This window comes from Nioella sp. MMSF_3534, assembly GCF_030732985.1.
Classification (GTDB): domain Bacteria; phylum Pseudomonadota; class Alphaproteobacteria; order Rhodobacterales; family Rhodobacteraceae; genus Nioella.
This window is the reverse complement of the sequence record NZ_JASHJX010000006.1, coordinates 55,855-79,314: the sequence shown is the minus strand read 5'-3', so window position 1 is coordinate 79,314 and position 23,460 is coordinate 55,855. Positions and strand designations below refer to the sequence as shown.

Below are 23,460 nucleotides of genomic sequence, written 5' to 3'. Positions count from 1 at the left end.
GGAAGACTTTTCTGGAAAAGTCTTCATGGTCTGCGAGAAAAATCTTCTGGAAGATTTTTCCGCGCCCGCTCAGCCAAGCAGCGATTGTGTCAGGGGGTGGTCTGCCTGTTTCAACCCGTCGATGACATCGAAATGGTGACGGCCGGGATCGTAGACCGCGGGAGAGAGGTTCGTCTTTTCGGCCCAGGCTTCTGCCAGGATCTGCGACTGGCGCAGGAACTCCGGACGTTCCAATGCGCCGGTCCAGCAGGTCACGGATTTGCCGGGCAGAGGGTCGAGCAGCACAGGGCTTTCGCTCTTGGCCTCATGCCCATCAATCTGCAGTGTTTCGTTCATCGAATGCAGGCGCACGGGGCGCAGATCGTGGACGCCGCTGATCGAGACAACGCGATCGATACGGTCGCTGACCGACGTGGGCAATGGTCCGCCTTCGCAGATCATCCGTGTCACCAGATGCCCGCCAGCGGAATGCCCGGCCAACCGGATCGGCCCGTCGACCATCGTGGCAGCCTTGCTGATAGCCGCGCCGATCTGGCGTGTGATGCCCGCGATCCTGGTCTCGGGGGCCAGCGTATAACTCGGCATCGCCACGGCCCATCCATGGGCAAGCGGACCGGCGGCCAGGTCGGAATACAGTCCCTTGTGCATCCGCATCCAGTAGCCGCCATGGACAAAGACGACGAGGCCTCTGGTCAGCCCATCCGGGCGGAACAGATCGAACCGTTCGCGCGCGGCGTCCCCATAGGCGATATCGGTTTCCGCATGGGGCCAGCTGTCGCGGAAGGCATGGGCGCGCTGTTCCCAGATCGCCGGAAAGCCGTCGCCGCCGGGAATGTGATCGGCGTTGGTGAAGGCGTCTTCCCAGTCGATTCCGCTCTCTGGTGCTGCGCTGTTCATATCTGCTGTCCTATGGTCGCAAAAAACCCGAGGCGCAGAGTAGACCCGCCTCGGGGGAATGATCAAACGGGAAAACTGCCGCTCAGATGATCTCTTCGAACAGCGCTTTGACGTTCTCTGCCGTCAACGTGACCGGATTGCCGCCGCAGGACGGATCTTCCAGCGCCATGGCGGTCAGCTCGTCGATGCGGTCGCGACCGACGCCCATCTCGGACAGACTGTGCGGTATGCCGAGGCTGTCGTTGAACGCCTGCACGAAGGTCTGGAACCCGGCAAACCCGCCCTCGATGCCCAGATAGGCGGCGGCGCGGTCGAAGCGTTGCTCGATGGCGGGCGCATTGAGGCGCAGGACGGCGGGCATGCAGACGGCGTTGGTGGTGCCGTGATGGGTGCCGTAGACCGCGCCAATGGGGTGGCTCAGCGCATGGATCGCGCCAAGACCCTTCTGGAAGGCAGTCGCGCCCATGGCGGCGGCGCTCATCATCTGGGCGCGGGCCTCGATATCGGTGCCGATGGCGTAGGCGCGCGGTAGGAACTCCTTCACCAGCCGCATGCCTTCCAGCGCGATCCCCTGGCTCATCGGGTGGTAATGCGGGCTGCTGAATGCCTCCACGCAATGGGCGAAGGCATCAAGCCCGGTACCTGCCGTGATCGCCTGAGGCATACCGACGGTCAGTTCCGGGTCGGCGATGACGACAGAAGGCAGCACTTTGGGGTGGAAGATGATCTTCTTCACATGGGTCACGGAATTGGTGATGACGCTGGCGCGCCCCACCTCGGACCCTGTGCCAGCCGTCGTGGGAACGGCGATGATCGGTGCAATGCCATCGGGGTCTGCCCGCGTCCACCAGTCGCCGATATCCTCGTAATCCCAGACGGGCCGGGTCTGGCCGGACATGAAGGCGACCATCTTGCCAAGGTCGAGCCCCGAGCCGCCGCCGAAGGCGATGACCCCGTCATGCCCGCCCGCCTTGTAGACCTCCAGGCCCGCTGCGAGGTTCATCTCGTTCGGGTTCGGGTCCACATCGGCGAAGATCGCGCGGCCTAGCCCGGCGGCTTCCATGATATCCAACGCCGCCGTGGTGATCGGCAGATCGCGCAGGCCCCGGTCGGTGACCAGAAGCGGGCGTTTCATGCCGGTTTGGGCGCAGGCCTCGGGCAGTTCTGCAATGCGGCCTGCGCCGAATTTGATCGCGGTCGGGTAGGACCAGTTTCCGGTGAGACTCATTTGGTCACCTTCTTGAGATGGTAGGATTTGGGACGCGTCAGGTTGTGGTAGCCGATGACCGACAGGCCACCGCCGCGCCCGGTGTTCTTGCAGCCGGTCCAGCACAGGCCCGGGTCGAGATAGTCGGCGCGGTTGAGGAAGACGGTGCCTGTTTCCACCCGGTCGCCCACGGCCATGGCCCGGTCGATATCGGCGGTCCAGAGACTGGCGGTCAGGCCGAACTCGCTGTCATTCATCAGGGCGATGGCCTCTTCGTCGTCTATTACGGGCATGATGCCGACGACGGGGCCGAAGCTTTCATCGCGCATGACGCGCATGTCATGGGTGACATTGGTCAAGATTTGCGGGGTCAGGTAGGCACCGCCGTCATCCTCGGCGAAGGTGGGGATATGGGCGGTTGCGCCTGCCGCGACGGCCTCGGCCACCTGCGCGCGCACCTCGTCGGCAAAGCGGGTGCTGGCCATGGGGCCAAGCGTGGTTTCCGGGTCCAGCGGATTGCCGAGCCTGTAGGTGTTGACCAGCGCCACGGATTTTTCGACGAAGGCGTCGAACAGGCTTTCGTGGACGTAAATCCGCTCGATCCCGCAGCAGCACTGGCCGGAATTGAACATCGCCCCGTCAATCAGCGTGGCGACGGCGGCGTCCAGATCCGCGTCTTCCATCACATAGCCGGGGTCCTTGCCACCAAGCTCCAGCCCAAGGCCGGTAAACGTCCCCGCCGCTGCCCGTTCCATGGCCTGGCCGCCCCCGACAGACCCGGTGAAGTTGACGAAGTCGAAGGCTCTGTCAGCGATCAGCGCGGATGTCGTGTCATGGTCAAGGAAGACGTTCATGAACACATCCTCCGGCACGCCCGCAGACTGGAAAGCGCGGGCCATGCGTTCGCCAACCAGCAGCGTTTGCGTGGCATGTTTCAGCACCACCGTGTTGCCCGCGATCAGGGCAGGCGCGACCGTGTTGATGGCGGTCATGTAGGGGTAGTTCCACGGCGCCACGACGAAGACGACGCCATGCGGCACCCGCCTGATGTAGCGCTTGAAGGTGGCGTCCTCTCCCACGGCGATATCGGTCAGCGCCTCCTCGGCAATCGCGGCCATGTGGCTGGCGCGTTCGTTGAAGCCGCCGAATTCGCCGCCATAGCGCACCGGGCGGCCCATCATATGGGCCAGTTCCGGCACGATCTCGTCATTCATGGCACCCACGGCAGCGACACCGGCCATGACCAGTTCAGCACGCTCGGACAGAGGCCGGGCGGCCCAATCCGCCTGCGCCGCGCGGGCACGGTCCACAAGCGCACGGGCAGCCCCGGCTTCTAGGGTTGTGCGTTCGGCGAACACCGATCCGTCAATGGGTGAAATACACTTCAGAACACTCATTCGGAGATTCCTGTCTGGTCATCCTCAAGCTCATTGAGGCTGGTGTGGCGAATTTTCCAGTGGCCATCGGGCTGCCGGAGAAAGGTGTTAAGGCTGGAACCAAAGACGCGCTCGGTATTGCCGCCCTCGACCGGGACATGCGCGGAATAGATCAGCGAACAGAACGCAATATCGCCATCAACCCGCGCCTCCAGGATGGTCATCTTCTTGTCGGTCTCTCCTTCGGAAAACCATGCCTCATGGGTTGCGACAATGGCGGCGGTCCCCGTGACCGGCGGCCCGTAGGGTGAAAAGATCTGCCCGTCGCGCGTGTAGGCCGCGGCACAGCCCGCAGCATCGTGGGCCGTGTAGGCTTGCAGATAGCTGTCGAGTACCTCTTGCAGCAGGGCGCGGGCCGACATGCGATCAGGCCCGCTCGAACCCGCGCGCGACCTCGTAATCGGTCACCACGCGGTCGAAATCCTCGATCTCCACCTCGGCGGCGCGGGTGTAGTGGTCGACCACCCAATCGCCCATGGCCTCGCGCAGCATGGCTGAATTGCGCAGCGTCTCTGCCGCGTCGCGCAGGGTGCCGGGGATATGGCCCACATTGCCCTCATAGGCGTCGCCCTTGAAGGGGGCCTCAAGCTCCAGCTTGTCCTCGATGCCCTTGATGCCAGCGGCCAGCATCGCGGCCATGGCCAGATAGGGATTCATGTCGGACCCGCCGATGCGGCATTCCACGCGCACGGCCTTGCTGCCATCGCCGCACAGGCGGAAGCCCGCAGTGCGGTTGTCCACCGACCAGACGGTGCGGGTGGGCGCGAAGCTGCCCTTCTGGAAGCGCTTGTAGCTGTTGATATAGGGGGCCAGGAAACACGTGTAGTCGCTGGCATATTTGATCAGCCCGGCCATGTAGCTTTTCATCAGCGCCGACATGCCGAGCGGGTCGGTTTCATCGTAGAAGACCGGCGCGCCGTCCTTCCACAGCGACTGGTGCACATGGCTGGAACTGCCCACCTTGTCGTGATGCCACTTGGGCAGGAACGTCACCGCATGGCCGTTTTGCCAGGCGATTTCCTTCACCGCATTCTTGGCGATGGTGTGGTTGTCGGCGGTGTCGAGCGCCGCGGAATAGCGGATGTTCAGCTCTTCCTGGCCGGTTTCGGCCTCACCTTTCGAATTTTCCACCGGGATGCCCGCAGCATAGAGGTGATTGCGGATCGGCCGCATCACGTGTTCTTCCTTGGTGGTCTGGAAGATGTGGTAATCCTCGTTATAGCCGCTGATCGGCTGCATGTCGCGGAAGCCCGATTTGCGGATCTCGTCAAAGCTCTTCTCGAAGAGGAAGAACTCGATCTCGGTCGCCATCATGGCGTCATAGCCCATGGCCTCCAGCCGCTTGACCTGTTTCTTCAGGATCGCCCGGGGCGAGTGCGGCACGTCCTCATGGGTGTGGTGATCGAGCAGATCGCACAGCACCATGACGGTTCCCTCAAGCCACGGAACCGGGCGCAGCGTGGTCAGGTCCGGCTTCATCACATAGTCGCCATAGCCCGCGCGCCAGCTGGTCGAGGCGTAGCCATCGGGCGTTGCCATTTCCAGATCGGTGGCCAGCAGGTAGTTGCAGCAATGGGTTTCCTTCCACGCGCTTTCGACGAAGTTCACGGCATGGAAGCGCTTGCCCATCAGGCGGCCCTGCATATCGACCGCGCAGACAAGAACGGTGTCGACCGAACCGTTTGCAACTTGGTCTTTCAGGGCATCGAAACTCAGGATGGCGGACATGGTGTGTTCCTGTAAGGCAGTGGGGATGCCCCGGCCCGGTGGCGGGCCGAGGCAAGCGTTTGATCAGGTGTAGCGATAGGGCCGGCCAGCGGCCTGCATATCGGCGTTATACTGCCGGAAGATTTCCACCACACGCCGTTTCGTTTCCGACTCGGCTGCGATTTCTTCCCAGAAGTCCTGTGCAGCAGCTTCGACCTGGGCCCATTCCTCATCGGGGATAGAGGTCAGTTCCATCTCGGTCCCGTGGACGCGCAGCGCGGCCTCACCGCCCCAGTACCACCACTGGCGGTAGTAGTGCGACTGGTCACAGCAGACGCGGAACAGGGTCTGCAGGTCTTCGGGCAGTTCGTTCCAGCGATCCATATTGGCAAAGAACGATCCGGCCCATGCGCCAGAGATGTTGTTGGTTAGGAAGTAGTTGGTCACGTTGGCCCACCCGACGGTGTAATCCTCGGTGATGCCCGACCAGGCGATGCCGTCCAGTTCGCCGGTTTGAACAGCCACCTCGATATCTTCCCAGGGCAGGGTCACCGGCACAACGCCGAACTGGCTGAGGAAGCGGCCCGCGGTCGGGAAGGTGAAGACCCGCTTGCCCTGAAGATCGGCGAGGCTGCGGATCGGGTCGACGGTGGCGAAATGGCAGGGGTCCCAGGCACCGGCGGAAATGTGTTTCACACCAACCGCCGAATAGGCTTCGTCCCAGATCTCGTTCAGCCCGTACTGGTTGAACAGCACCGGCACGTCGAGCGAGTAGCGCGAGGCGAAGGGGAAGTAGCCACCGAACACCGTCACTTCCGTGGGCGAGGCCATGGAGTCGTCGTCCGACTGCACCGCGTCGATCGTGCCGCGCTGCATGGCGCGGAACAGCTCACCCGTGGGCACCAGCTGATCGGCATAGAACAGCTCGATCTGCATCCGGTCGCCGGCAATCTGGTTGAACATGTTGATCGCCGGGGTGATCACATGCTCGGCCAGCGCCGCACCGGCATAGGTCTGCATCCGCCAGGTGATGGTGTTCTGAGCGATGGCAGGCGTTGCCAGCCCGGCCGCCGCCGCGCCGACACCTGCGGTTTGCAGGAACTTACGTCTTGTCGTCATGTCACTTCTCCTTGTTGATGGGGTGCCCCGGTTCGCGGGGTCTGTTTGCTATCGGTTGTAGACATAGTCTGGCAGCCACAGCGCGATCTGCGGGAAGACCATGACCAGCGTCAGGGCCAGCACCATCACGAGCGCGAAGGGAATGATGGATCGGTAGATGTCGCGCAGGCCGATCTCGGGCGGGGCCATGGCGCGCATCAGGAAGAGGTTATAGCCGAAGGGTGGCGTCATATAGGCGATCTGCGTGGTGATCGTATAGAGCACGCCGTACCAGATCAGGTTGAAGCCAAGCTCATCGACCAGCGGCACGTAAAGCGGCGCAACGATCACCAGCATCGCGGTGTCATCCAGAAACGTGCCCATCACGATGAAGGAAAGCTGCATCAGGATGAGGATCATCCAAGGCGACAGTCCCCATTGTTCGGTGAAGAGGCTCTCAATCGCGTTCACCGCGCCAAGCCCGTCGAAGATCGCGCCAAAGCCAAGTGCGGCCAGGATGATCCACATGAACATGCAGGAAATGCCAAGCGTATTGCGCACCGAGGTCTCGAACACCTCTTTCGTCATCCGCCCCTTCAGCACGGCGGCCACGAAGGCCGTCAGCGCCCCTATGGCAGAGCTTTCCACCAGCGATGTCCAGCCATTGACGAAGGGGATCATCATCGTCGCGAAGATCACCAAGGGCAGCAGCCCCGCGCGCAGCAGGCGCAGTTTCTCGGCCATGGGAACGTTGCGTTCCTCTTCCGGCAGGACGGGGCCTAGGTTCGGCTGAATGCGGCAGCGGATATAGATGTAGATGATGAACATCGCCGCCATCATCAGACCCGGCAACACGCCCGCCAGCCACAGCTGGCCCACCGGCTGGCGCGCGATCATCGCGTATAGGACCAGCACGACCGAAGGCGGCACGAGGATACCGAGCGACGACCCGGCCTGAATGACCCCTGTCACCATGATCTTGTCATAACCCCGGCGCAGCAGTTCCGGCAGCGCGATGGTGGCCCCGATGGCCATGCCCGCGACCGACAGCCCGTTCATGGCAGAGATCAGCACCATCAGCCCGATCGTGCCGATGGCCAGACCGCCCCGGACAGGCCCCATCCAGACATGGAACATCTTGTAAAGATCGTCGGCGATCTTCGATTCCGACAGGATGTAGCCCATGAAGATGAACATCGGCAGCGTCAGCAGCGGATACCACCGCATCAGCTTCATCGCGTTGGCGAAGGGGATCTCGATGCCGCCCACACCCCAAAGCAGCACGCCCGACAAAGCCGCAACAAAGCCGATGGCCCCGAAGACGCGCTGCCCGGTGAACAGCATCAGCATCATCGAGCTGAACATCATGATGGCGATGAGTTCATAGGACATCACAGATCCTCCCCGCGAATGCGGCCGATATCGCGGAAGAATTCAGCCGAGGCCTGAAGGATCATGAGGAAGACACCGATGCAAAGCGTGACCTTGATGGGCCACAGGATGGGACGCCACGCCGTGGGGCTGCGTTCGAGAAAGCCGATTTCCTCTGCCGCGCCGCTGAACCCGCCGGTCAGGAACGCCCAGGCCAGATCGCGGAAGAAGGTGAAGGGCTCCATCCCGAAATAGCCAAGCGCATAGGCGGTGGAACTGACCGCGCCGATGAACAGCACGACGAGGTAGTACATCAGGAACAACACGGTGAAGGCATCGACCCAGGCTTTGGTGCGCGGGCTCCAGTTGCCGTAGAACAGGTCCATCCGCACATTCGACCCCAGTTGGATCGAATAGGGACCGCCAAGGATGTAATAGGCCACCATCACGAATTGCGCGGTTTCCAGCGTCCATTGCGCCGGGTTGAAGAAGGTCTTGGAAATCGAGCTCCACAGCAGAATGCCGATCAGGACGAAGATCAGGTACATCGCGATGCGCCCGATGAAACGGTTCATCCGGTCGATGGCGCGGATATAGGCGAGGATGACCCTAGGCATTCCCGGCCTCCCGGTCGGTCAGGCCCAAAGCCGCCAGCGCGGGGACCAGAAGCAGGTGGATTTCACGGGCAAGCGCGGCCTGATCGGCCTCATTCGCCAGCAGGTCGTTGCGAATCTCGATCATCACATTCGGCAGATCCCGGTCGATCCCGTGCAGGCGCAGGGAATGGGTGACGCCATCGGCGGGGCCGTAGGGTTCATTGCGGTCAACGCGCCGGTGCGGCAAAGCGGTGGCACGGTCCAGCATCGCATTGGCAACGCGGCTGTCGGTGTCGTGCAGAATGCCGATCTCAACCGCACGGGTGCGTCCGTGAAACACCGGGGTGAAGCTGTGGACGGTCACCAGCGCAGTGGGAGACTGGCTGACCCGGCGACCGTCCAGAACCGCCCCGACCGCATCGCAGAAAGGGCGGTAGACCGTGGCTTCCCGCTCGGCCCGTTGATCGGCTGAAAGGCCATGATTTCCAGGCACGTCTATGGCTTCGGACCGGGCGGGCATGGCGCTGGCGGCCTCGGGCGGGCGGTTGCAATCGTAGACAAGGCGCGACACGCGGCTGGCCACGAGAGGCGCATCCAACAGGTTGGACAATTCCCGCGCGACGCCAAGCGCGCCGGGGTCCCACGCGGCATGGCTATGCCGGTCCTGTGGGGCCAGCCCAAGGCCGTCATAGCGGGCGGGAATGTGATGCGAGGCATGTTCGCACAGCAAGACGACGGGGCCTTTGCCCCCGCGATTGATCACCTCAACCGCATCGCTCTCTGTCATGTCGAGTGCCGCAGACATGCCGATTCCGTCCCTGTTCTGTAAATATTGTTTCCTTGTGCGTCGTTTCTGTCAATATATTTCCAGAGCGCTTGGACCGGGCTGCGCCAACTGCTAAGAACTGCAGCCAACCTGCCCGGGATTTCGGCAGAACCTGTCTGGTGGAGGGACTTCATGGCCGCAACGACCGTCCGGGAGCTGATCCGCGAACACTATTCCCTGCTGACCCAGTCAGAGCGCAAATTCGCCAATGCGCTGTTGGAAAACTATCCTTCCGCCGGTTTGGCCTCGATCACTGCCGTTGCCGCCAATGCGGGCGTCTCCACGCCGACAGTGGCGCGGATGGTGCAAAAGCTTGGGTTCAAAGGATATCCGCAGTTTCATCAGGCTCTGTTGAAGGAGCTTGAGGCGCGGGCATCCGGCCCTACACAGCGCCGGGCCACATGGGCGGCGGCGGCGCCGGATACCCATATGCTGAACCGGTTCGCCGAGGCGGTGCAGCAGAATATCGGGCAGACCTTCGAGAATATCGACACCGCGAAGTTCGATCAGGCGGTTGAACGGCTGTCCGATACATCCGGGCGGCTTTACGTGGTCGGCGGGCGCATCACGCGGGCTTTGGCCGACTATTCCTTCACCCATTTCCAGGCGATTCGACCGCGCGTCACCCATATGACATCGTCCTCTGCCACCTGGCCGCATTACGTGCTGGACATGGTCGAAGGCGACACGCTGCTGATGTTCGACGTGCGCCGCTATGAAACCAATCTGGAACGGCTGGCCGATCTGGTGGCCCCGCGCGGGGTGAACATCATCCTGATCACCGATCAATGGGCTTCGCCCGTGGCCAAGGTGGCGGGGCAGGTGTTCAATTGCTGGGTGGAAATCCCGTCGGCCTGGGATTCCAACATCGCCACCATGATGCTGGTCGAGGCGCTGATCGCTGCCACTCAGGAAAAAAGCTGGCCCGATACAAAGGACCGCTATGACCGTCTGGACGAGCTTTTCGATATGACCCGGCTGTTTCGCAAGTTCACCTGATCCGTCTGCCCGATGCCCGGATTTTGGGCATTCACGGCTGGACTGCCCGACCATTCAGCATCCATGTATGGGGGAACGCCCGGATTTTATGCTCGGCCTTCCGACTCTGGCGACATCGGGGGCACCTCTGGTGTCGGACAACCCGACGGAGGCTCCCATCAACAAGCCGCTCTCAGCGCATGACCTGTCCGGGGTCGCAAGCCAGCCAAGGGCAATCGGCGCGGCACGATTGACCGTCGGGCCGTCAGGATTGCGCGGATTGCGGCAATCCGGGTCGATGCGCGTGCTGTTCCCGCGACAGACGCCGGGCTGGCCGCAGGCGGTGCTGCTGAACACCTCGGGCGGGGTGACGGGCGGTGACTGCTTCACCGTCGAGGCCGACGCAGAGCCCGCCGCGCGCCTGACCCTGACCACGCAGGCCGCCGAACGCATCTACCGGGCGCAGCCGGGGGAAACCGGACATGTGGACGCGCGCCTGACCATCGGCGCGGGCGGACGCATCGACTGGCTGCCGCAGGAAACCATCCTGTTTGACCGAAGCAGCCTGCGCCGGCGTCTGTCGGTGACCATGGCCAAAGACGCCAGCCTTCTGGTCGTGGAACCGCTGGTCTTCGGTCGCCGTGCCATGGGTGAGGTGCTGCACGACATTCGCCTGTCTGACCGGATCGAGATTTTCCGTGGTGGCGCGCGTCTCTTCACCGATGCCACCCGGTTGACCGGCGATGTGTGCGGGCTGATGCAGGGCCATGCCATCGGTCACGGCGCGACGGCACTGGCAACGGTGATCTTCGCCGCGCCGGGGGCCGAGGCGTTTTTGGGCGATGTCCGCGATCTGCTGCCGGAAACCGGTGGTGCAAGCCTGATCCGCCCCGATCTGCTGTTCATCCGCATTCTGGCCGAAGACAGCTTCGCCCTGCGCGCCAGCCTGATCCCTGTCATCTCCCTTTTGCACCGGGCGGACCTGCCCCGAACATGGATGTTGTGACATGAACCTGACCCCCCGCGAAAAGGACAAGCTGCTGATCGCCATGGCTGCCGAGATTGCCCGCAAGCGGCTGGCGCGCGGCGTCAAGCTGAACCACCCCGAGGCCATCGCCCTGATCACCGACGCGGTGGTCGAGGGCGCGCGCGACGGGCGCAGCGTCGCCGACATGATGGAGGCGGGCGCCCAGGTGATCACCCGCGACCAGTGCATGGAGGGCATCCCCGAGATGATCCACGAAGTGCAGGTCGAGGCCACCTTCCCCGACGGCACGAAGCTCGTCACCGTTCACAACCCCATTCGCTGAAAGGAGTCACCGATGAAATACCTGTTGCCGGGTCTTGGACTGATCCTCGCCACTGCCGCGCAGGCCCATGAGGGCGGCCACCTGCACCCGCATGAGGCCAACGGATGGTTCGCGGGCGCGCTTTTGCTGGCGGCGGGGTTGGCGGGCGGCTACCTGATCGGCCGGGTCCGCCGATGATCCCCGGAGAGCTGTTTCCCGCCGAGGGCGATCTGGTTCTGAACGAGGGGCGCGAGGCGATCACGCTTATGGTGGCCAACACCGGCGACCGGCCCGTGCAGGTGGGCAGCCACTACCATTTCGCCGAGGCCAACAGTGCGCTCGAGTTCGACCGCACCGCCGCGCGCGGGCACAGGCTCGACATTGCCGCGGGCACCGCCGTACGCTTCGAACCGGGACAGCGGCGCGAGGTCAATCTCATCCCCATCGGGGGCGCACGCCGCGTCTTCGGCTTCAACCAACAGGTGATGGGAGAGCTCTGATGGCAACACTACCCCTTCTGACCGACGATCAGCTGACGCCCGAAGCGGCGGCGGTCTTTGCCGATATCCGCGCCACGCGCGGCACGGAGTACGTCAACAACTTCTGGCGCGCGCTGGCCCATAACCCGGCGCAGCTGAAGGCGACGTGGGAAGGGTTGAAGCCCGTCATGGGCCCCGGCGCGCTGGACCCGCTGGTGAAAGAGATGATCTATATCGCCGTCTCGGCCGCCAATGCCTGCGAATATTGCTGTCATTCCCACGCGGCCTCGGCCCGCGCCAAGGGGATGACGTCCGAGATGTACAATGAACTGATGTCGGTCGTGGCCATGGCCAGCAGCACGAATGCGCTGGCCAACATGCTGCAGGTGCCCGTGGACGAGGCGTTCCGCGCATAACGACCGGCCCAAACCAGGAGCCTCCGATGCCCGCCACCCTATCCCGCCGCGACCATGCCGCCATGTTCGGCCCCACCACGGGCGACCGGCTGCGGCTGGCCGATACCGACCTGATCATCGAGGTCGAACGCGACCTGACCGGCCCCTATGGCGAAGAGGTCAAGTTCGGCGGCGGCAAGGTGATCCGCGACGGCATGGGGCAGGGGCAGGCGACGCGGGCCGAGGGCGCGGTCGATACCGTGATCACCAACGCGCTGATCGTGGACTGGACCGGGATCTACAAGGCCGATGTGGGCCTGAAGGACGGGCGCATCCACAAGATCGGCAAGGCGGGCAACCCCGACACGCAGCCGGGGGTGACCATCGTTGTCGGCCCGGGGACCGAGGTCATCGCGGGCGAGGGGCGCATCCTGACGGCGGGGGGCATCGACAGCCACATCCACTTCATCTGCCCGCAGCAGATCGAGGATGCGCTGCATTCGGGCCTGACCACCATGATCGGCGGCGGCACCGGACCCGCGCATGGCACGCTCGCCACCACCTGCACGCCGGGGCCGTGGCATATCGGGCGGATGCTGCAGGCCGCCGATGCCTTCCCGATGAACCTTGCCTTTGCGGGGAAGGGCAACGCCTCGCTGCCCGCCGCGCTGGAGGAACAGGTGCTTGCGGGCGCGTCCTGCCTGAAGCTGCACGAGGACTGGGGCACGACGCCGGGTGCCATCGACTGCTGCCTGTCGGTTGCGGACGCCATGGATGTGCAGGTGATGATCCACACCGACACGCTGAACGAGTCGGGCTTCGTGGAAAACACCGTGAAGGCCATGAAGGGCCGCACGATCCACGCCTTCCACACCGAGGGCGCGGGCGGCGGCCATGCGCCTGATATCATCAAGATCTGTGGCGAGGAGCACGTGCTGCCCTCCTCGACCAATCCGACGCGGCCCTTCACGGTGAACACGCTGGAAGAGCATCTGGACATGCTCATGGTCTGTCACCACCTCGACAAGTCGATCCCCGAGGATGTGGCCTTCGCCGAAAGCCGCATCCGGCGCGAAACCATCGCCGCCGAGGATATCCTGCACGACATGGGGGCGTTTTCGATCATCGCCTCGGACAGTCAGGCCATGGGCCGGGTGGGCGAGGTCGTGATCCGCACCTGGCAGACCGCCGACAAGATGAGGAAACAGCGCGGGCGGCTGGCGGATGAGACCGGTCAGAACGACAATTTCCGCGTCCGCCGCTACGTGGCGAAATACACGATCAACCCGGCGATCGCCCACGGGATCAGCGCCCATGTGGGCAGCATCGAGGAAGGCAAGCGCGCTGATCTGGTGCTGTGGTCGCCCGCGTTTTTCGGCGTGAAGCCCGAGATGGTTCTTCTTGGGGGCACCATCGCCGTGGCGCAGATGGGGGACCCGAACGCCTCGATCCCCACGCCGCAACCGGTCTATACGCGGCCCATGTTCGGGGCCTATGGCCGGTCGGTTGAACGCTCTGCCGTGACCTTCGTCTCCGCCGCCGCGCAGGAGGACGGGATCGGTCGGACGCTCGGGCTGGCCAAGGATACGCTGCCGGTGGTCAATACGCGCGGCATCGGCAAGCGCGACCTTCGGCTGAACGATGCGCTGCCGCAGGTCGAAGTGCATCCCGAAACCTACGAGGTGCGCGCGGATGGCGAGTTGCTGACCTGCCAGCCCGCCGAGGTGCTGCCGATGGCGCAGCGGTATTTCCTGTTCTGAGGCGCGCGGATGTTACCAGGGTTCGATCAGTTCGATGTCCTCCTCCTGCGGGACCGGCCCCGGTCGCGGAAGGGGCTTGGTGACGACCGTCCGCGTCGTGCTGGTTTTCCAATACCTGTCGTCGCGGTGAATGGCGTCGGGCAGGGCGTTCATGTCGATGCTGCGCCGGCTGCTTTCACGGACCGTCACGACAAAACGGCTGCCCGCGACCGGGCCGTTGTTGCGCGCATCGAGCAGGGCGGCGCGCAGCTCCGCCTCGCGCTGCTTCAGCGCCTTGATGTCTTCGCGGACCGCGCCAAGCGCATCGGCGAGGTCGCGCGGTGTCGGGTGGCTTCTGTTCATGCGGGCATCCTGTCACGCGAAGATGAACGCCCGGTTAACCGCCCGCGGGCCTTGCGCCCTGCTTTTTCGGAGTTCCAACCATGACCGACCTCACCGCCACCGCCTATCACGGCCATGCCCATGCAACGCCCGTCGGCACCGTCCGGCTGGATTACGAGGGGCGGTTCCTGCGCCGCAAGGTGCTGAGCCTGACCGATGGCCGGGCGCTGCTGGTGGACCTGCCCAAGACGACCTCGCTCGATCATGGCGGGGTGCTGGTGACGCCCGAGGGCGAGATCGCCATCGAGGCCGCGCCCGAGCCGCTGCTGGAGATCACAGCGCCCGATCTGGCCCGCATCGCGTGGCACGTGGGCAATCGCCACACCCCCTGCCAGATCGAGGCCGGGCGGCTGCTGATCCAGCCCGATCACGTGATCGCCGACATGCTGGCGCGGCTCGGGGCTACGACGCGCGAGGTTCTCGAACCCTTCACCCCCGAAGGGGGCGCCTATGGCCACGGGCGCACCCACGGCCATGATCACGGCCACGCCCACTGACCCGATGACCGACGCCGCGACCCTTCTGACGCTCATGCAATGGTTTTCGCCTGCCTACCCGGTCGGGGCCTTCGCCTATTCCCATGGGCTGGAACAGGCCGTTGCCGAGGGGCGCGTCAGCGATGCGGCCAGCGCCGAGCGGTGGATCGGCGAGGTGCTGACCCTCGGCAGTCCGCGCACCGATATCACCCTGCTGCGGGCGGCCCATGACGCCGACGCCCCGGCGTTGGTGCGGATCGACGCGCTTGCCCGCGCGCTGGCCCCGTCGAGGGAACGGCTTCTGGAAACCGTGCAGCAGGGCCAGTCCTTCGCGCAGACCACCCGCGCGATCTGGGGCGGGGATCTGCCGGTTCTGACCTATCCCGTCGCCGTAGGGCGGGCGGCGCGGCTGATGGGCTTCGCGCCGGCAACCGTCGCCACGCTCTACCTGCATGCCTTCGCCGCGAACCTGACCTCCGCCGCGATCCGCATCGTGCCGCTTGGCCAGACCGAGGGGCAGGCGGCACTGGCGCGGCTGTCGCGGCTTTGCTCCGCGATCGCCGCCGAGGCCCTGCAAGACACGCTCGACGATATCGGCAGCTGTGCCTTCCTGGCCGATATCGCATCGATGCGCCATGAAACCCTGTATTCGAGGATATTCAGATCATGAGCATGAACGGCCCCCTTCGCGTCGGCATCGGCGGCCCCGTCGGCGCTGGCAAGACCACGCTCACTGCGGCCCTGTGCGAGGCGATGCGAGATCGCTGGTCCATCGCCGCGATCACCAACGACATCTACACGCAGGAGGACGCCGAGGCACTGATGCGCCTGCAGGTCCTGCCGCAGGAACGGATCATGGGCGTCGAAACCGGCGGCTGCCCGCATACCGCGATCCGCGAGGATGCCTCGATCAACCTTGCCGCCATCGCCGAGCTGACCGCGCGCATTCCCGATCTCGACGTGGTGCTGATCGAAAGCGGGGGCGACAACCTGTCGGCCACGTTCAGCCCGGAACTGGCGGATATCACGCTATACGTCATCGACGTGGCGGCCGGAGAGGAGATCCCGCGCAAGGGCGGGCCCGCGATCACGAAGTCGGACCTTCTGATCATCAACAAGACCGATCTGGCGCCTTACGTGGGGGCGCGCCTTGACGTGATGGACCGTGACGCCACCCGGATGCGGGCCGGGCGGCCTTTCCTCTTCGCGCAGCTCAAACATCGCAAGGGGGTGGACGGGGTCGTCGATCAGATTGCGCGGATCGGCGGGCTGCCTATGCGGAACGCCGCCGGGGCCTGACCGGGGTCAAGAGGCGGATTATCAGCTTCTGCCACGGATACCTTCAGCCAAGACAGGGCGCATTTGACTGTGGTGCGGGGGCCGGGCTTCGGGTTTGATGGGATCTGACTGTCCTGATCGGAGCCTGCCCAGAATGCCCCCCCGCACCTACCATGCCCCCACGGGCGGCTTGCCGCCGCAAACGCAATTGCTGACGGATCGGGCCGTGTTCACCGAGGCCTACGCGGTCATCCCGCGCGGTTGCTTCTCTGACATCGTCACCTCGCAATTGCCGTTCTGGGAACAGTCGCGCTTTTGGGTGATCGCTCGTCCCATGTCCGGGTTTTCCGAGACCTTCTCGCAATATATTGCCGAGGTCCAGCCAGGCGGTGGCAGCGACCGGCCCGAGACGGACCCCCGCGCAGAGGCCGCCATTTTCGTCATGGAAGGTCATCTGGCGATCACCATTGCCGGGACGGATTACGAGATCGGTGCCGGCGGATTTGCCTTTGTTCCTGCCGGTACCGAGTGGCGCCTGCGGGCCATGGCAGGGGTGCCGGCCCGGTTCCACTGGATACGCAAGGCCTACCAGCCGGTGGATGGGCTGGGGCTGCCGGACCCGTTCGTAGTGGCGAACGAGGCGGCGATAGCGCCCAATGTCATGCCGGACACGGACGGAGCCTGGGCCACGACGCGCTTCATGGATCATGACGATCTGCGCCATGACATGCACGTCACCATCGTGACGCTGCAAGCCGGGGCGGTCATTCCCTTCCTGGAAACCCACGTGATGGAACACGGGCTTTACGTGCTGGAAGGCAAGGGTGCCTACCGGCTGAACCGGGACTGGGTCGAGGTCGAGGCGGGCGATTTCATGTGGCTGCGCGCGTTTTGCCCTCAGGCTTGTTACGCTGGCGGTCCGGGGCCGTTCCGTTACCTGCTCTACAAGGATGTGAACCGGCACGCGGTGCTCTGACGTCTCACATGGGGCGGGGGAAGGATCTTCCAAGATCCTTTTGAATTTTCTTGCAAGAAAATTGGGCCGCGCCTGTGGTTAGGCGCGGCCCTTTCACGTCTGCGATGTGCAGCTTGGCTTACCGACCGTGGCCGGACATGCCGCCCGAGACTTCCTCGGTTGCCTCAGCGGCCAGTTCCTGCGGAAGAACCAGGTTCAGCACGATGGCGATCAGGGCCGCTGGCAGGATGCCGGAGGTGGCCAGAACCTTCAGCGTGGGCGGCAGGTACTGCAGCGCACCGGGTTCCAGTTGCAGGCCAAGCCCGAGCGACAGGGCGATTGCGAAGATCACCATGTTGCGGCGGTTCCAGTTCACGTCCGACAGCATCGAGACCCCGGCCGCGACCACCATGCCGAACATGACGATCACGCCGCCGCCAAGCACTTCGATCGGCACCGTTGATATGGCGGCACCGATCTTGGGCACCAGGCCACAGGCAATCAGGAAGATCGCCCCGATGGTCACCACGTGGCGGCTCATCACGCCGGTCATGGCGATGAGACCCACATTCTGGCTGAACGAGGTGTTGGGCAGCGCGCCAAAGAGGCCGGAGACAGCCGTGCCGATCCCGTCCGCGAAGGTTGCGCCCTGGATCTCGGTATCGGTCGCCTCGCGGCCCGCGCCCCCCTTGGTGATGCCGCTGACGTCGCCCACGGTTTCGACCGCTGAAACAAAGCTCATCAGGCAGAATCCGACAATGGCGGCGACGCTGAATTCCAGCCCGAAATGCAGCGGGTTGGGCAGCGCGAAGCTGGCTGCGCGGCCGATGCCGCTGAAGTTGACCATTCCCATGGCCATGGCCACGACATAGCCAGCGATCAGCCCGAGCAGCACCGCAGACACGGACAGCATGCCACGGGTGAAGAACTTGAGCCCGAGGGTGACGAGGATCACCACGCCCGCAACCGTCCAGTTCTGAAGCGACCCGTATTCTTCGGTCCCGATGGCGGGCACGCCGCCCGCGGCATACTGGATACCGACCTTGACCAGTGCCAGACCGATCATGGTGACGACAAGACCGGTCACCAGCGGCGGCAGGGCAAAGCGGATCTTGCCGATGAAGAGGCCAAGGCAGGCATGGAAGAGGCCACCCACAAGAATGCCGCCCATCAGCACGGCAATCGCATCGACGCCCTGGCCCGCGACCAGCGGGATCATGATCGGGATGAAGGCAAAGGACGTGCCCTGCACGATTGGCAGCCGCGCACCCATGGGGCCGATCCCGATCGTCTGGATCAGTGTCGCGACGCCCGCAAAGAACATCGACATCTGGATCATGTAGATCATCTGCGGGAAGTCGGGCGAGTTCGAGCCGAACCCGAACCCGGCCGCGCCGCAGACGATAATTGCCGGTGTGACGTTCGAGACGAACATCGCCAGCACATGCTGGATGCCGAGTGGCACAGCCTTGGCCAGCGGCGGTGTGTAGTTGGGATCGCGCAGTTGTTCTGCGGTCCCGATTGACGTGTCAGCCATCTCTCGTTTCCCTATTGTTTGATGGTGCCGAAAATCCCGCTCTTGCTGGCGGGTTCAGATCATCGGGCCGACCTTCAGCGGTTGATCGAACCAATGCTCCTCCAGGTTGTCGCCGGGGCCGATACGGTCGACCACGGCGTAGAGCCCGCGTTCCCCAAGCGGGCAGAGTACCCCGTGCCAGACCCCGCGATGGAGGTTCACGGACTGGCGGGGATGGGTGACGAAAGCCCGGATGTTGACGGGCGTGCCGCCGTCATCCTCGGCCACGATCACGAGGAATGGGGTGCCCGAGATGGGAATGAAAGCCTGTGACCCAAGCGGGTGACGCTCGACCATGGCAACCTCGCAGGGCAGGTGCCGCGCCTCGGCGTCGAATAGGCTGATCCCCGCATGGCCATCGGCGAAATCGAGGCTGGCGAGGTCATGGTGCCGCCCGCACATCCCCTGATTGATGATCTTATCGGGCGCGTCCTTCAGCTCGACCACGTCCCCGAAGGGCGCGAATTCGGCCTGCGTCAGGGGGCGTGGGGTCAGCAGAGTCACGGCAGAAGGTCCATCAGCCTGAATTCCGCGATGCGCTCGACCTGTCGGCAGGCCTCGGCGAATTCGGTCTCGGTGTCATTGTCGATGCGGCGTTCGAAATTGGCACGGATGCTGGCCTTGTCATGATCGCGCACCGCGATGATGAAGGGAAAGCCGTGCTTGTCCACATAGGCCGTGTTCAGCCCGGTGAAGGCCTCGCGTTCCTCGTCGGTCAGCATGTTGAGCCCCGCGCCCGCCTGTTCCGAGGTCGATTCCGCCGTCAGCCTGCCCGCCGCCGCCAGTTTCCCGGCCAGATCGGGGTGGGCGCGCAGCACACCGAGCCGTTCTTCACGGCTGGCGCTGCGGAAGGCACGGGCCAGCGCGTTGTGCACCCCTGCGGCGCAGTCATGGGCGGGGCCAAGCTCCAGCCCCCAGGCCCGTTCCGCGATCCAGGGGGAATGTTCGAAGATGCCGCCATAGGCCGCGACGAAGTCTTCGCGGCTCATCTGCGAGGGCAGGGGGCTGTCCATGGGGGGATGTTCCCGCGCCCAATGGTCGGCGATGTCGATGCGGCGGGCGAACCAGACGCCCTCATGCCCGGCGGCATAGTCGAGGAAGCGCTTCAACGCCATCACCCGGCCCGGTCGGCCAATGAGGCGGCAATGCAGCCCGATGGACAGCATCTTGGCCTGTCCGGCCTCGCCTTCGGCATAAAGCGAGTCGAAGCTGTCTTTCAGGTAGGCAAAGAACTGGTCGCCCGAATTGAACCCCTGCGGCGTGGCGAAACGCATGTCGTTGCAGTCGAGCGTGTAGGGGATGATCAACTGATCCTTGTCGGCAATCTTCACCCAATAGGGCAGGTCGTCGGCATAGGTGTCGGAGATATAGTCCATCCCCGCCTCGGCGGCCAAGGCAACGGTGTTCACCGAACAGCGCCCGGTGTACCAGCCGCGAGGCCGGTCGCCCGTCACTTCCGTGTGCAGGCGGATGGCCTCGGCGATCTGCGCGCGCTCCTCCTCCTCTGGCATGTCCTTGTGTTCGACCCATTTCAGTCCGTGGCTGGCAATCTCCCACCCCGCCAGTTGCATGGCACGCACCTGTTCGGGGCTGCGGGCGAGGGCCGAGGCGACGCCGTAGACCGTGAGCGGAATGCTCATCGAGGTGAACAGCCGATGCAGCCGCCAGAACCCGGCGCGCGCGCCGTATTCATAGATCGATTCCATATTCCAGTGACGCTGACCCGGCCATTGGGCGGCGCCTACGATTTCCGACAGGAAGGCCTCTGACGCCGCATCGCCATGCAGGATGCAGTTCTCGCCGCCCTCTTCGTAGTTCAGCACGATCTGCACGGCGATCTTCGCGCCGCCCGGCCATTTCGGATCGGGCGCGTCGGGGCCATGGCCGCGCATGTCTCTGATATAGCGTGTCACGGGGGGTCTGTCCTTGTCGCGTTTTTGTTACCATATAATAGGGAATGCCTTTTGACTTTCTGGAGATTTTTGAAACTGCTGTTGTCGGAGCGGCAGTGCGCAGAGCGTCGCAACGCTGCATAAACAGGCGCAAGGACCAAGGAGAGGGCGATGGCCGGATATCTGACGACACATGTGCTGGACACGGCGCGGGGCTGCCCCGCCGCGGGGCTGAAGATTGCGCTTTACTCGATCGACGGGGACGCCCCGGCGTTGCTGGTCGAGATGGTCACCAACGACGATGGCCGCACCGACAGCCCGATCCTGCCCCAAGGGAGCTTTGCGACCGGCAGCTATGAGCTGGTGTTCTTTGCGGGTGACTATCTGCGAGCATCGGGGCAGGGCGGAGATGAGCCGCTGTTCCTCGATCAGGTGCCGATCCGCTTCGGCATGTCGGACGCAGAGGCGCATTACCACGTGCCGCTCCTGCTCTCGCCCTACGGGTATTCCACCTACCGGGGCAGCTAGGCGGGGGAATGCCCTTGCAAGGGCATTGAAAGGATCTTCGAAGATCCTTCCCCGCGCCCCTTACGGCAATTCGCGCCTGATGTGATCTGACATGAAGTCGATCAGCAGGCGCGCCTTGGGGTCCTGCCGCTTGCGGTGCATGTAGAGACAGGCCATCTGGATCGGCACCGGCGGCTCATTCTCCAGCACCGGCACCAGCGTTCCGGCAGCCAGTTGCTCGGCCACTTCGAAGACGGGCTTCAGCACGATCCCCTGTCCGGCCAGAGCCCATCCTGTCAGGACATCCCCGTCATCCGATTCGAAGGGCCCTTGCACGGCAATCCGCCTGATCCCGTCGGGCGTTTGCAGCGGCCACTGGAACTCCGGCGCACCGGGGTAGCGCAGGTTGAGGCAGTCATGTTTCCCCCCGATCAGATCGGCGCCGCTTCGGGGCATGCCCTTTCGCGCGACATAATCCGGCGAGGCGCACAGCACCCTGGGGCAATCGGCGATCTTGCGGATGCGCAGCGTGCTGTCCTCGGGCACGCCCAGAAAGAAGGCAACGTCGAGCCCTTCCTTGGCCACGTCGAGCCGCCGGTCCGACAGGCGCAGGCGGATGTCGATGAGCGGGTATTTTTCCTTGAAGGCCGGCATCGCAGGCGCGACCAGCCGGCGTCCGACCCCAAGCGGCGCCGCGATATACAGCGTGCCGCGCGGGGTCTGCGTGACCTTGTTGATCTCGGCCTCGGCTTCCTCCACCGCTTCGAGGATCTTGCAAGCCCCGCGATAGAAGATCACCCCTTGTTCCGTCGGGTTCAACTGCCGCGTCGTTCGCTGGAAAAGACGCACATTCAGGTGCTCTTCAAGCTGCGAGATGCGAGACGAGGCCACCGCCGCCGAGATACGCTGATCGCGCGCCGCGGCCGACATCGACCCGAGTTCGAACACCCGCACAAAGGTGCGCACATTGTCCAGATAGGCCATGTGAATTCGTAGCCTTTATTTGAAACAGATCGGTAATTTCTTGCAATACCGGCTAAACATGCGCTGCGATAGGTCTAAACTGGAATGAAAGAACCAAAAAGGGAACGGGGATGCAGGATTTCCTGATCATGTGGGACTGGCTGGAGACCGCCGTTCGGTGGCTGCATGTCATCACGGCAATCGCCTGGATCGGATCGAGCTTCTATTTCATCGCGCTCGACCTTGGCCTGCGGCGCGAGGGCGACCTGCGCGGGGCAGATGGCGAGGAATGGCAGGTCCATGGCGGCGGCTTCTACCATATCCGCAAATACCTGGTGGCGCCCGAGGCGATGCCCGACCACCTGACCTGGTTCAAATGGGAAAGCTATTCCACCTGGCTCTCCGGTGCGGCGCTATTGATGCTGGTCTATTGGGCGGGGGCAGAGCTCTACCTTATCGACCCCGCCAAGGCGGATCTGAGCACCTGGCAGGGCATCCTGATCTCTGCCGCGTCGCTGACCATCGGGTGGCTGGTCTATGACTTCCTGTGCAAATCGCCGCTTGGCGAGCAGCCCACGGTGCTGATGCTGCTTCTGTTCGTGCTGCTTGTCATCATGGGCTATGGCTACAACCAGATCTTCACCGGACGCGCGATGATGCTGCATCTGGGGGCGTTCACGGCCACGATCATGACGGCCAATGTCTTCTTCATCATCATGCCCAATCAGCGGATCGTGGTGGCGGACCTGAAGGCGGGCCGTGCGCCCGACCCGAAATACGGCAAGATCGCCAAGCTGCGCTCGACCCATAACAATTACCTGACCCTGCCCGTGGTCTTCCTGATGCTGTCGAACCACTACCCGCTGGCCTTCGCCACCGAGTATAACTGGATCATCGCGGCGCTTGTCTTCCTGATGGGGGTCACGATCCGGCACTTCTTCAATTCGATGCATGCGCGCAAGGGGATGCCCTGGTGGACCTGGGCGGTGACCGTGATCCTGTTCATCTGCATCGCGTGGCTGTCCACGGCGGGCAGCGAATATGACAGCTACGAAGACAGCGAGGCCCGCGACCTGACGCATCGCGAAGAGATGCTGATGGCCGCGGAGGGGTTCGAGGATGTCAGCTGGACCATTCCGGGCCGCTGCGCCATGTGCCATGCGCGCGAACCCTCCTGGCCCGGTATTCGGCAGGCCCCGCGTGGGATCCTGCTGGAAACACCTGCCGACATCGCCCGTGCGGCGCGCGAAATCTACCTGCAGGCCGGTGTGACCGATGCGATGCCGCCTGCGAATGTGTCCTATATGGAGGAAGAGGAACGCGCCCTCATTCGCCGCTGGTATCGTGCGGCAGGCGAGGACGTGCCCTTTGGGCTGGCGATGAACTGATCACC

The 23,460-nt window shown here is 63.9% G+C and carries 27 protein-coding genes; 13 read left to right on the top strand and 14 right to left on the bottom strand.

Features of this window, described 5'->3' with window-relative positions:
- Window positions 1–69: 69 nt before the first annotated feature.
- The 9 genes from RBB16_RS04220 to RBB16_RS04180 all read right to left on the bottom strand — a co-directional run bounded on the left by RBB16_RS04220 (window position 70) and on the right by RBB16_RS04180 (window position 9,117).
- Window positions 70–897, bottom strand: coding sequence for an alpha/beta hydrolase (locus tag RBB16_RS04220; RefSeq protein ID WP_306044960.1), 828 nt, complete (start codon window positions 895–897; stop codon window positions 70–72).
- An 82-nt stretch (window positions 898–979) separates the two neighbouring features.
- A complete protein-coding gene (locus tag RBB16_RS04215) occupies window positions 980–2,125 on the bottom strand; it encodes an iron-containing alcohol dehydrogenase (RefSeq protein ID WP_306044959.1) in 1,146 nt (381 codons plus the stop codon).
- Complete coding sequence (locus tag RBB16_RS04210; RefSeq protein WP_306044958.1) at window positions 2,122–3,501, bottom strand: aldehyde dehydrogenase family protein; 1,380 nt, start codon at window positions 3,499–3,501, stop codon at window positions 2,122–2,124. The genes RBB16_RS04215 and RBB16_RS04210 overlap by 4 nt, the downstream gene beginning before the upstream one ends.
- The gene (locus tag RBB16_RS04205) at window positions 3,498–3,902 is read right to left on the bottom strand and encodes an SgcJ/EcaC family oxidoreductase (RefSeq protein ID WP_306044956.1); all 405 of its coding nucleotides are present in this window, start codon (window positions 3,900–3,902) and stop codon (window positions 3,498–3,500) included. Before RBB16_RS04205 ends, RBB16_RS04210 begins: the two co-directional genes overlap by 4 nt.
- A 4-nt stretch (window positions 3,903–3,906) precedes the next feature.
- Window positions 3,907–5,268 (bottom strand): glutamine synthetase family protein, encoded by a 1,362-nt coding sequence (locus RBB16_RS04200; RefSeq protein WP_306044955.1) that lies wholly within the window; start codon window positions 5,266–5,268, stop codon window positions 3,907–3,909.
- A 63-nt stretch (window positions 5,269–5,331) separates the two neighbouring features.
- Complete coding sequence (locus tag RBB16_RS04195; RefSeq protein ID WP_071690504.1) at window positions 5,332–6,366, bottom strand: TRAP transporter substrate-binding protein; 1,035 nt, start codon at window positions 6,364–6,366, stop codon at window positions 5,332–5,334.
- A 48-nt stretch (window positions 6,367–6,414) separates the two neighbouring features.
- Complete coding sequence (locus RBB16_RS04190) at window positions 6,415–7,737, bottom strand: TRAP transporter large permease subunit (RefSeq protein ID WP_306044954.1); 1,323 nt, start codon at window positions 7,735–7,737, stop codon at window positions 6,415–6,417.
- A complete protein-coding gene (locus RBB16_RS04185; RefSeq protein WP_071690506.1) occupies window positions 7,737–8,333 on the bottom strand; it encodes a TRAP transporter small permease subunit in 597 nt (198 codons plus the stop codon). The genes RBB16_RS04190 and RBB16_RS04185 overlap by 1 nt, the downstream gene beginning before the upstream one ends.
- The gene (locus RBB16_RS04180; protein WP_306044953.1) at window positions 8,326–9,117 is read right to left on the bottom strand and encodes an N-formylglutamate amidohydrolase; all 792 of its coding nucleotides are present in this window, start codon (window positions 9,115–9,117) and stop codon (window positions 8,326–8,328) included. Before RBB16_RS04180 ends, RBB16_RS04185 begins: the two co-directional genes overlap by 8 nt.
- Window positions 9,118–9,270: 153 nt before the next feature.
- Between RBB16_RS04180 and RBB16_RS04175 the strand changes: the two genes are divergently transcribed.
- The 7 genes from RBB16_RS04175 (at window position 9,271) to ureC (ending at window position 14,039) form a co-directional block, all read left to right on the top strand.
- Window positions 9,271–10,137 carry a MurR/RpiR family transcriptional regulator gene (locus tag RBB16_RS04175; RefSeq protein ID WP_306044952.1) on the top strand — a complete coding sequence of 289 codons (867 nt, stop codon included), beginning with the start codon at window positions 9,271–9,273 and terminating at the stop codon, window positions 10,135–10,137.
- Between the two features lie 88 nt (window positions 10,138–10,225).
- Entirely contained in the window at window positions 10,226–11,122 is an 897-nt protein-coding gene (locus tag RBB16_RS04170) for an urease accessory protein UreD (protein ID WP_306044951.1), read from the top strand.
- Between the two features lies 1 nt (window position 11,123).
- Window positions 11,124–11,426, top strand: a complete 303-nt coding sequence (locus tag RBB16_RS04165; protein WP_306044950.1) for an urease subunit gamma — start codon at window positions 11,124–11,126, stop codon at window positions 11,424–11,426.
- A gap of 12 nt (window positions 11,427–11,438) precedes the next feature.
- Window positions 11,439–11,603, top strand: a complete 165-nt coding sequence (locus tag RBB16_RS04160; RefSeq protein WP_164744581.1) for a hypothetical protein — start codon at window positions 11,439–11,441, stop codon at window positions 11,601–11,603.
- The gene (locus tag RBB16_RS04155) at window positions 11,600–11,905 is read left to right on the top strand and encodes an urease subunit beta (protein WP_306044949.1); all 306 of its coding nucleotides are present in this window, start codon (window positions 11,600–11,602) and stop codon (window positions 11,903–11,905) included. Before RBB16_RS04160 ends, RBB16_RS04155 begins: the two co-directional genes overlap by 4 nt.
- A complete protein-coding gene (locus tag RBB16_RS04150) occupies window positions 11,905–12,300 on the top strand; it encodes a carboxymuconolactone decarboxylase family protein (RefSeq protein WP_306044948.1) in 396 nt (131 codons plus the stop codon). The genes RBB16_RS04155 and RBB16_RS04150 overlap by 1 nt, the downstream gene beginning before the upstream one ends.
- A gap of 26 nt (window positions 12,301–12,326) precedes the next feature.
- On the top strand, window positions 12,327–14,039 hold the full coding sequence (gene ureC, locus RBB16_RS04145) for an urease subunit alpha (protein WP_306044947.1): 1,713 nt from the start codon (window positions 12,327–12,329) through the stop codon (window positions 14,037–14,039).
- 12 nt (window positions 14,040–14,051) lie between these two features.
- Here the strand turns inward: ureC and RBB16_RS04140 are convergent, their stop codons facing one another.
- Complete coding sequence (locus tag RBB16_RS04140) at window positions 14,052–14,381, bottom strand: hypothetical protein (protein ID WP_306044946.1); 330 nt, start codon at window positions 14,379–14,381, stop codon at window positions 14,052–14,054.
- Window positions 14,382–14,461: 80 nt separating this feature from the next.
- On the opposite strand from RBB16_RS04140, the gene RBB16_RS04135 reads away from it, so the two are divergent.
- The 4 genes from RBB16_RS04135 to RBB16_RS04120 all read left to right on the top strand — a co-directional run bounded on the left by RBB16_RS04135 (window position 14,462) and on the right by RBB16_RS04120 (window position 17,150).
- Window positions 14,462–14,917: an urease accessory protein UreE gene (locus RBB16_RS04135; protein ID WP_306044945.1), complete on the top strand. Its 456-nt coding sequence runs from the start codon at window positions 14,462–14,464 to the stop codon at window positions 14,915–14,917.
- Between the two features lie 4 nt (window positions 14,918–14,921).
- On the top strand, window positions 14,922–15,566 hold the full coding sequence (locus RBB16_RS04130; RefSeq protein WP_306045008.1) for an urease accessory protein UreF: 645 nt from the start codon (window positions 14,922–14,924) through the stop codon (window positions 15,564–15,566).
- Entirely contained in the window at window positions 15,560–16,195 is a 636-nt protein-coding gene (ureG, locus tag RBB16_RS04125; RefSeq protein WP_306045007.1) for an urease accessory protein UreG, read from the top strand. The genes RBB16_RS04130 and ureG overlap by 7 nt, the downstream gene beginning before the upstream one ends.
- 133 nt (window positions 16,196–16,328) lie before the next feature.
- Complete coding sequence (locus RBB16_RS04120) at window positions 16,329–17,150, top strand: bifunctional allantoicase/(S)-ureidoglycine aminohydrolase (protein WP_306044944.1); 822 nt, start codon at window positions 16,329–16,331, stop codon at window positions 17,148–17,150.
- A 118-nt stretch (window positions 17,151–17,268) separates the two neighbouring features.
- Here RBB16_RS04120 and RBB16_RS04115 read toward each other — a convergent pair whose 3' ends face one another.
- The 3 genes from RBB16_RS04115 to puuE are packed head-to-tail and all read right to left on the bottom strand — an operon-like array spanning window position 17,269 to window position 20,618.
- Window positions 17,269–18,666, bottom strand: a complete 1,398-nt coding sequence (locus tag RBB16_RS04115) for a uracil-xanthine permease family protein (RefSeq protein WP_071690517.1) — start codon at window positions 18,664–18,666, stop codon at window positions 17,269–17,271.
- A 54-nt stretch (window positions 18,667–18,720) separates the two neighbouring features.
- Window positions 18,721–19,209, bottom strand: a complete 489-nt coding sequence (locus RBB16_RS04110) for an ureidoglycolate lyase (RefSeq protein ID WP_306044943.1) — start codon at window positions 19,207–19,209, stop codon at window positions 18,721–18,723.
- Window positions 19,206–20,618 carry an allantoinase PuuE gene (gene puuE / locus RBB16_RS04105; protein ID WP_306044942.1) on the bottom strand — a complete coding sequence of 471 codons (1,413 nt, stop codon included), beginning with the start codon at window positions 20,616–20,618 and terminating at the stop codon, window positions 19,206–19,208. The genes RBB16_RS04110 and puuE overlap by 4 nt, the downstream gene beginning before the upstream one ends.
- 150 nt (window positions 20,619–20,768) lie before the next feature.
- On the opposite strand from puuE, the gene uraH reads away from it, so the two are divergent.
- A complete protein-coding gene (uraH, locus tag RBB16_RS04100; protein ID WP_306044941.1) occupies window positions 20,769–21,125 on the top strand; it encodes a hydroxyisourate hydrolase in 357 nt (118 codons plus the stop codon).
- 60 nt (window positions 21,126–21,185) lie between these two features.
- Here the strand turns inward: uraH and RBB16_RS04095 are convergent, their stop codons facing one another.
- Window positions 21,186–22,088, bottom strand: coding sequence for a LysR family transcriptional regulator (locus tag RBB16_RS04095; RefSeq protein WP_306044940.1), 903 nt, complete (start codon window positions 22,086–22,088; stop codon window positions 21,186–21,188).
- Between the two features lie 110 nt (window positions 22,089–22,198).
- On the opposite strand from RBB16_RS04095, the gene RBB16_RS04090 reads away from it, so the two are divergent.
- Window positions 22,199–23,455 carry a urate hydroxylase PuuD gene (locus tag RBB16_RS04090; protein WP_306044939.1) on the top strand — a complete coding sequence of 419 codons (1,257 nt, stop codon included), beginning with the start codon at window positions 22,199–22,201 and terminating at the stop codon, window positions 23,453–23,455.
- The last annotated feature ends 5 nt before the right edge of the window (window positions 23,456–23,460 follow it).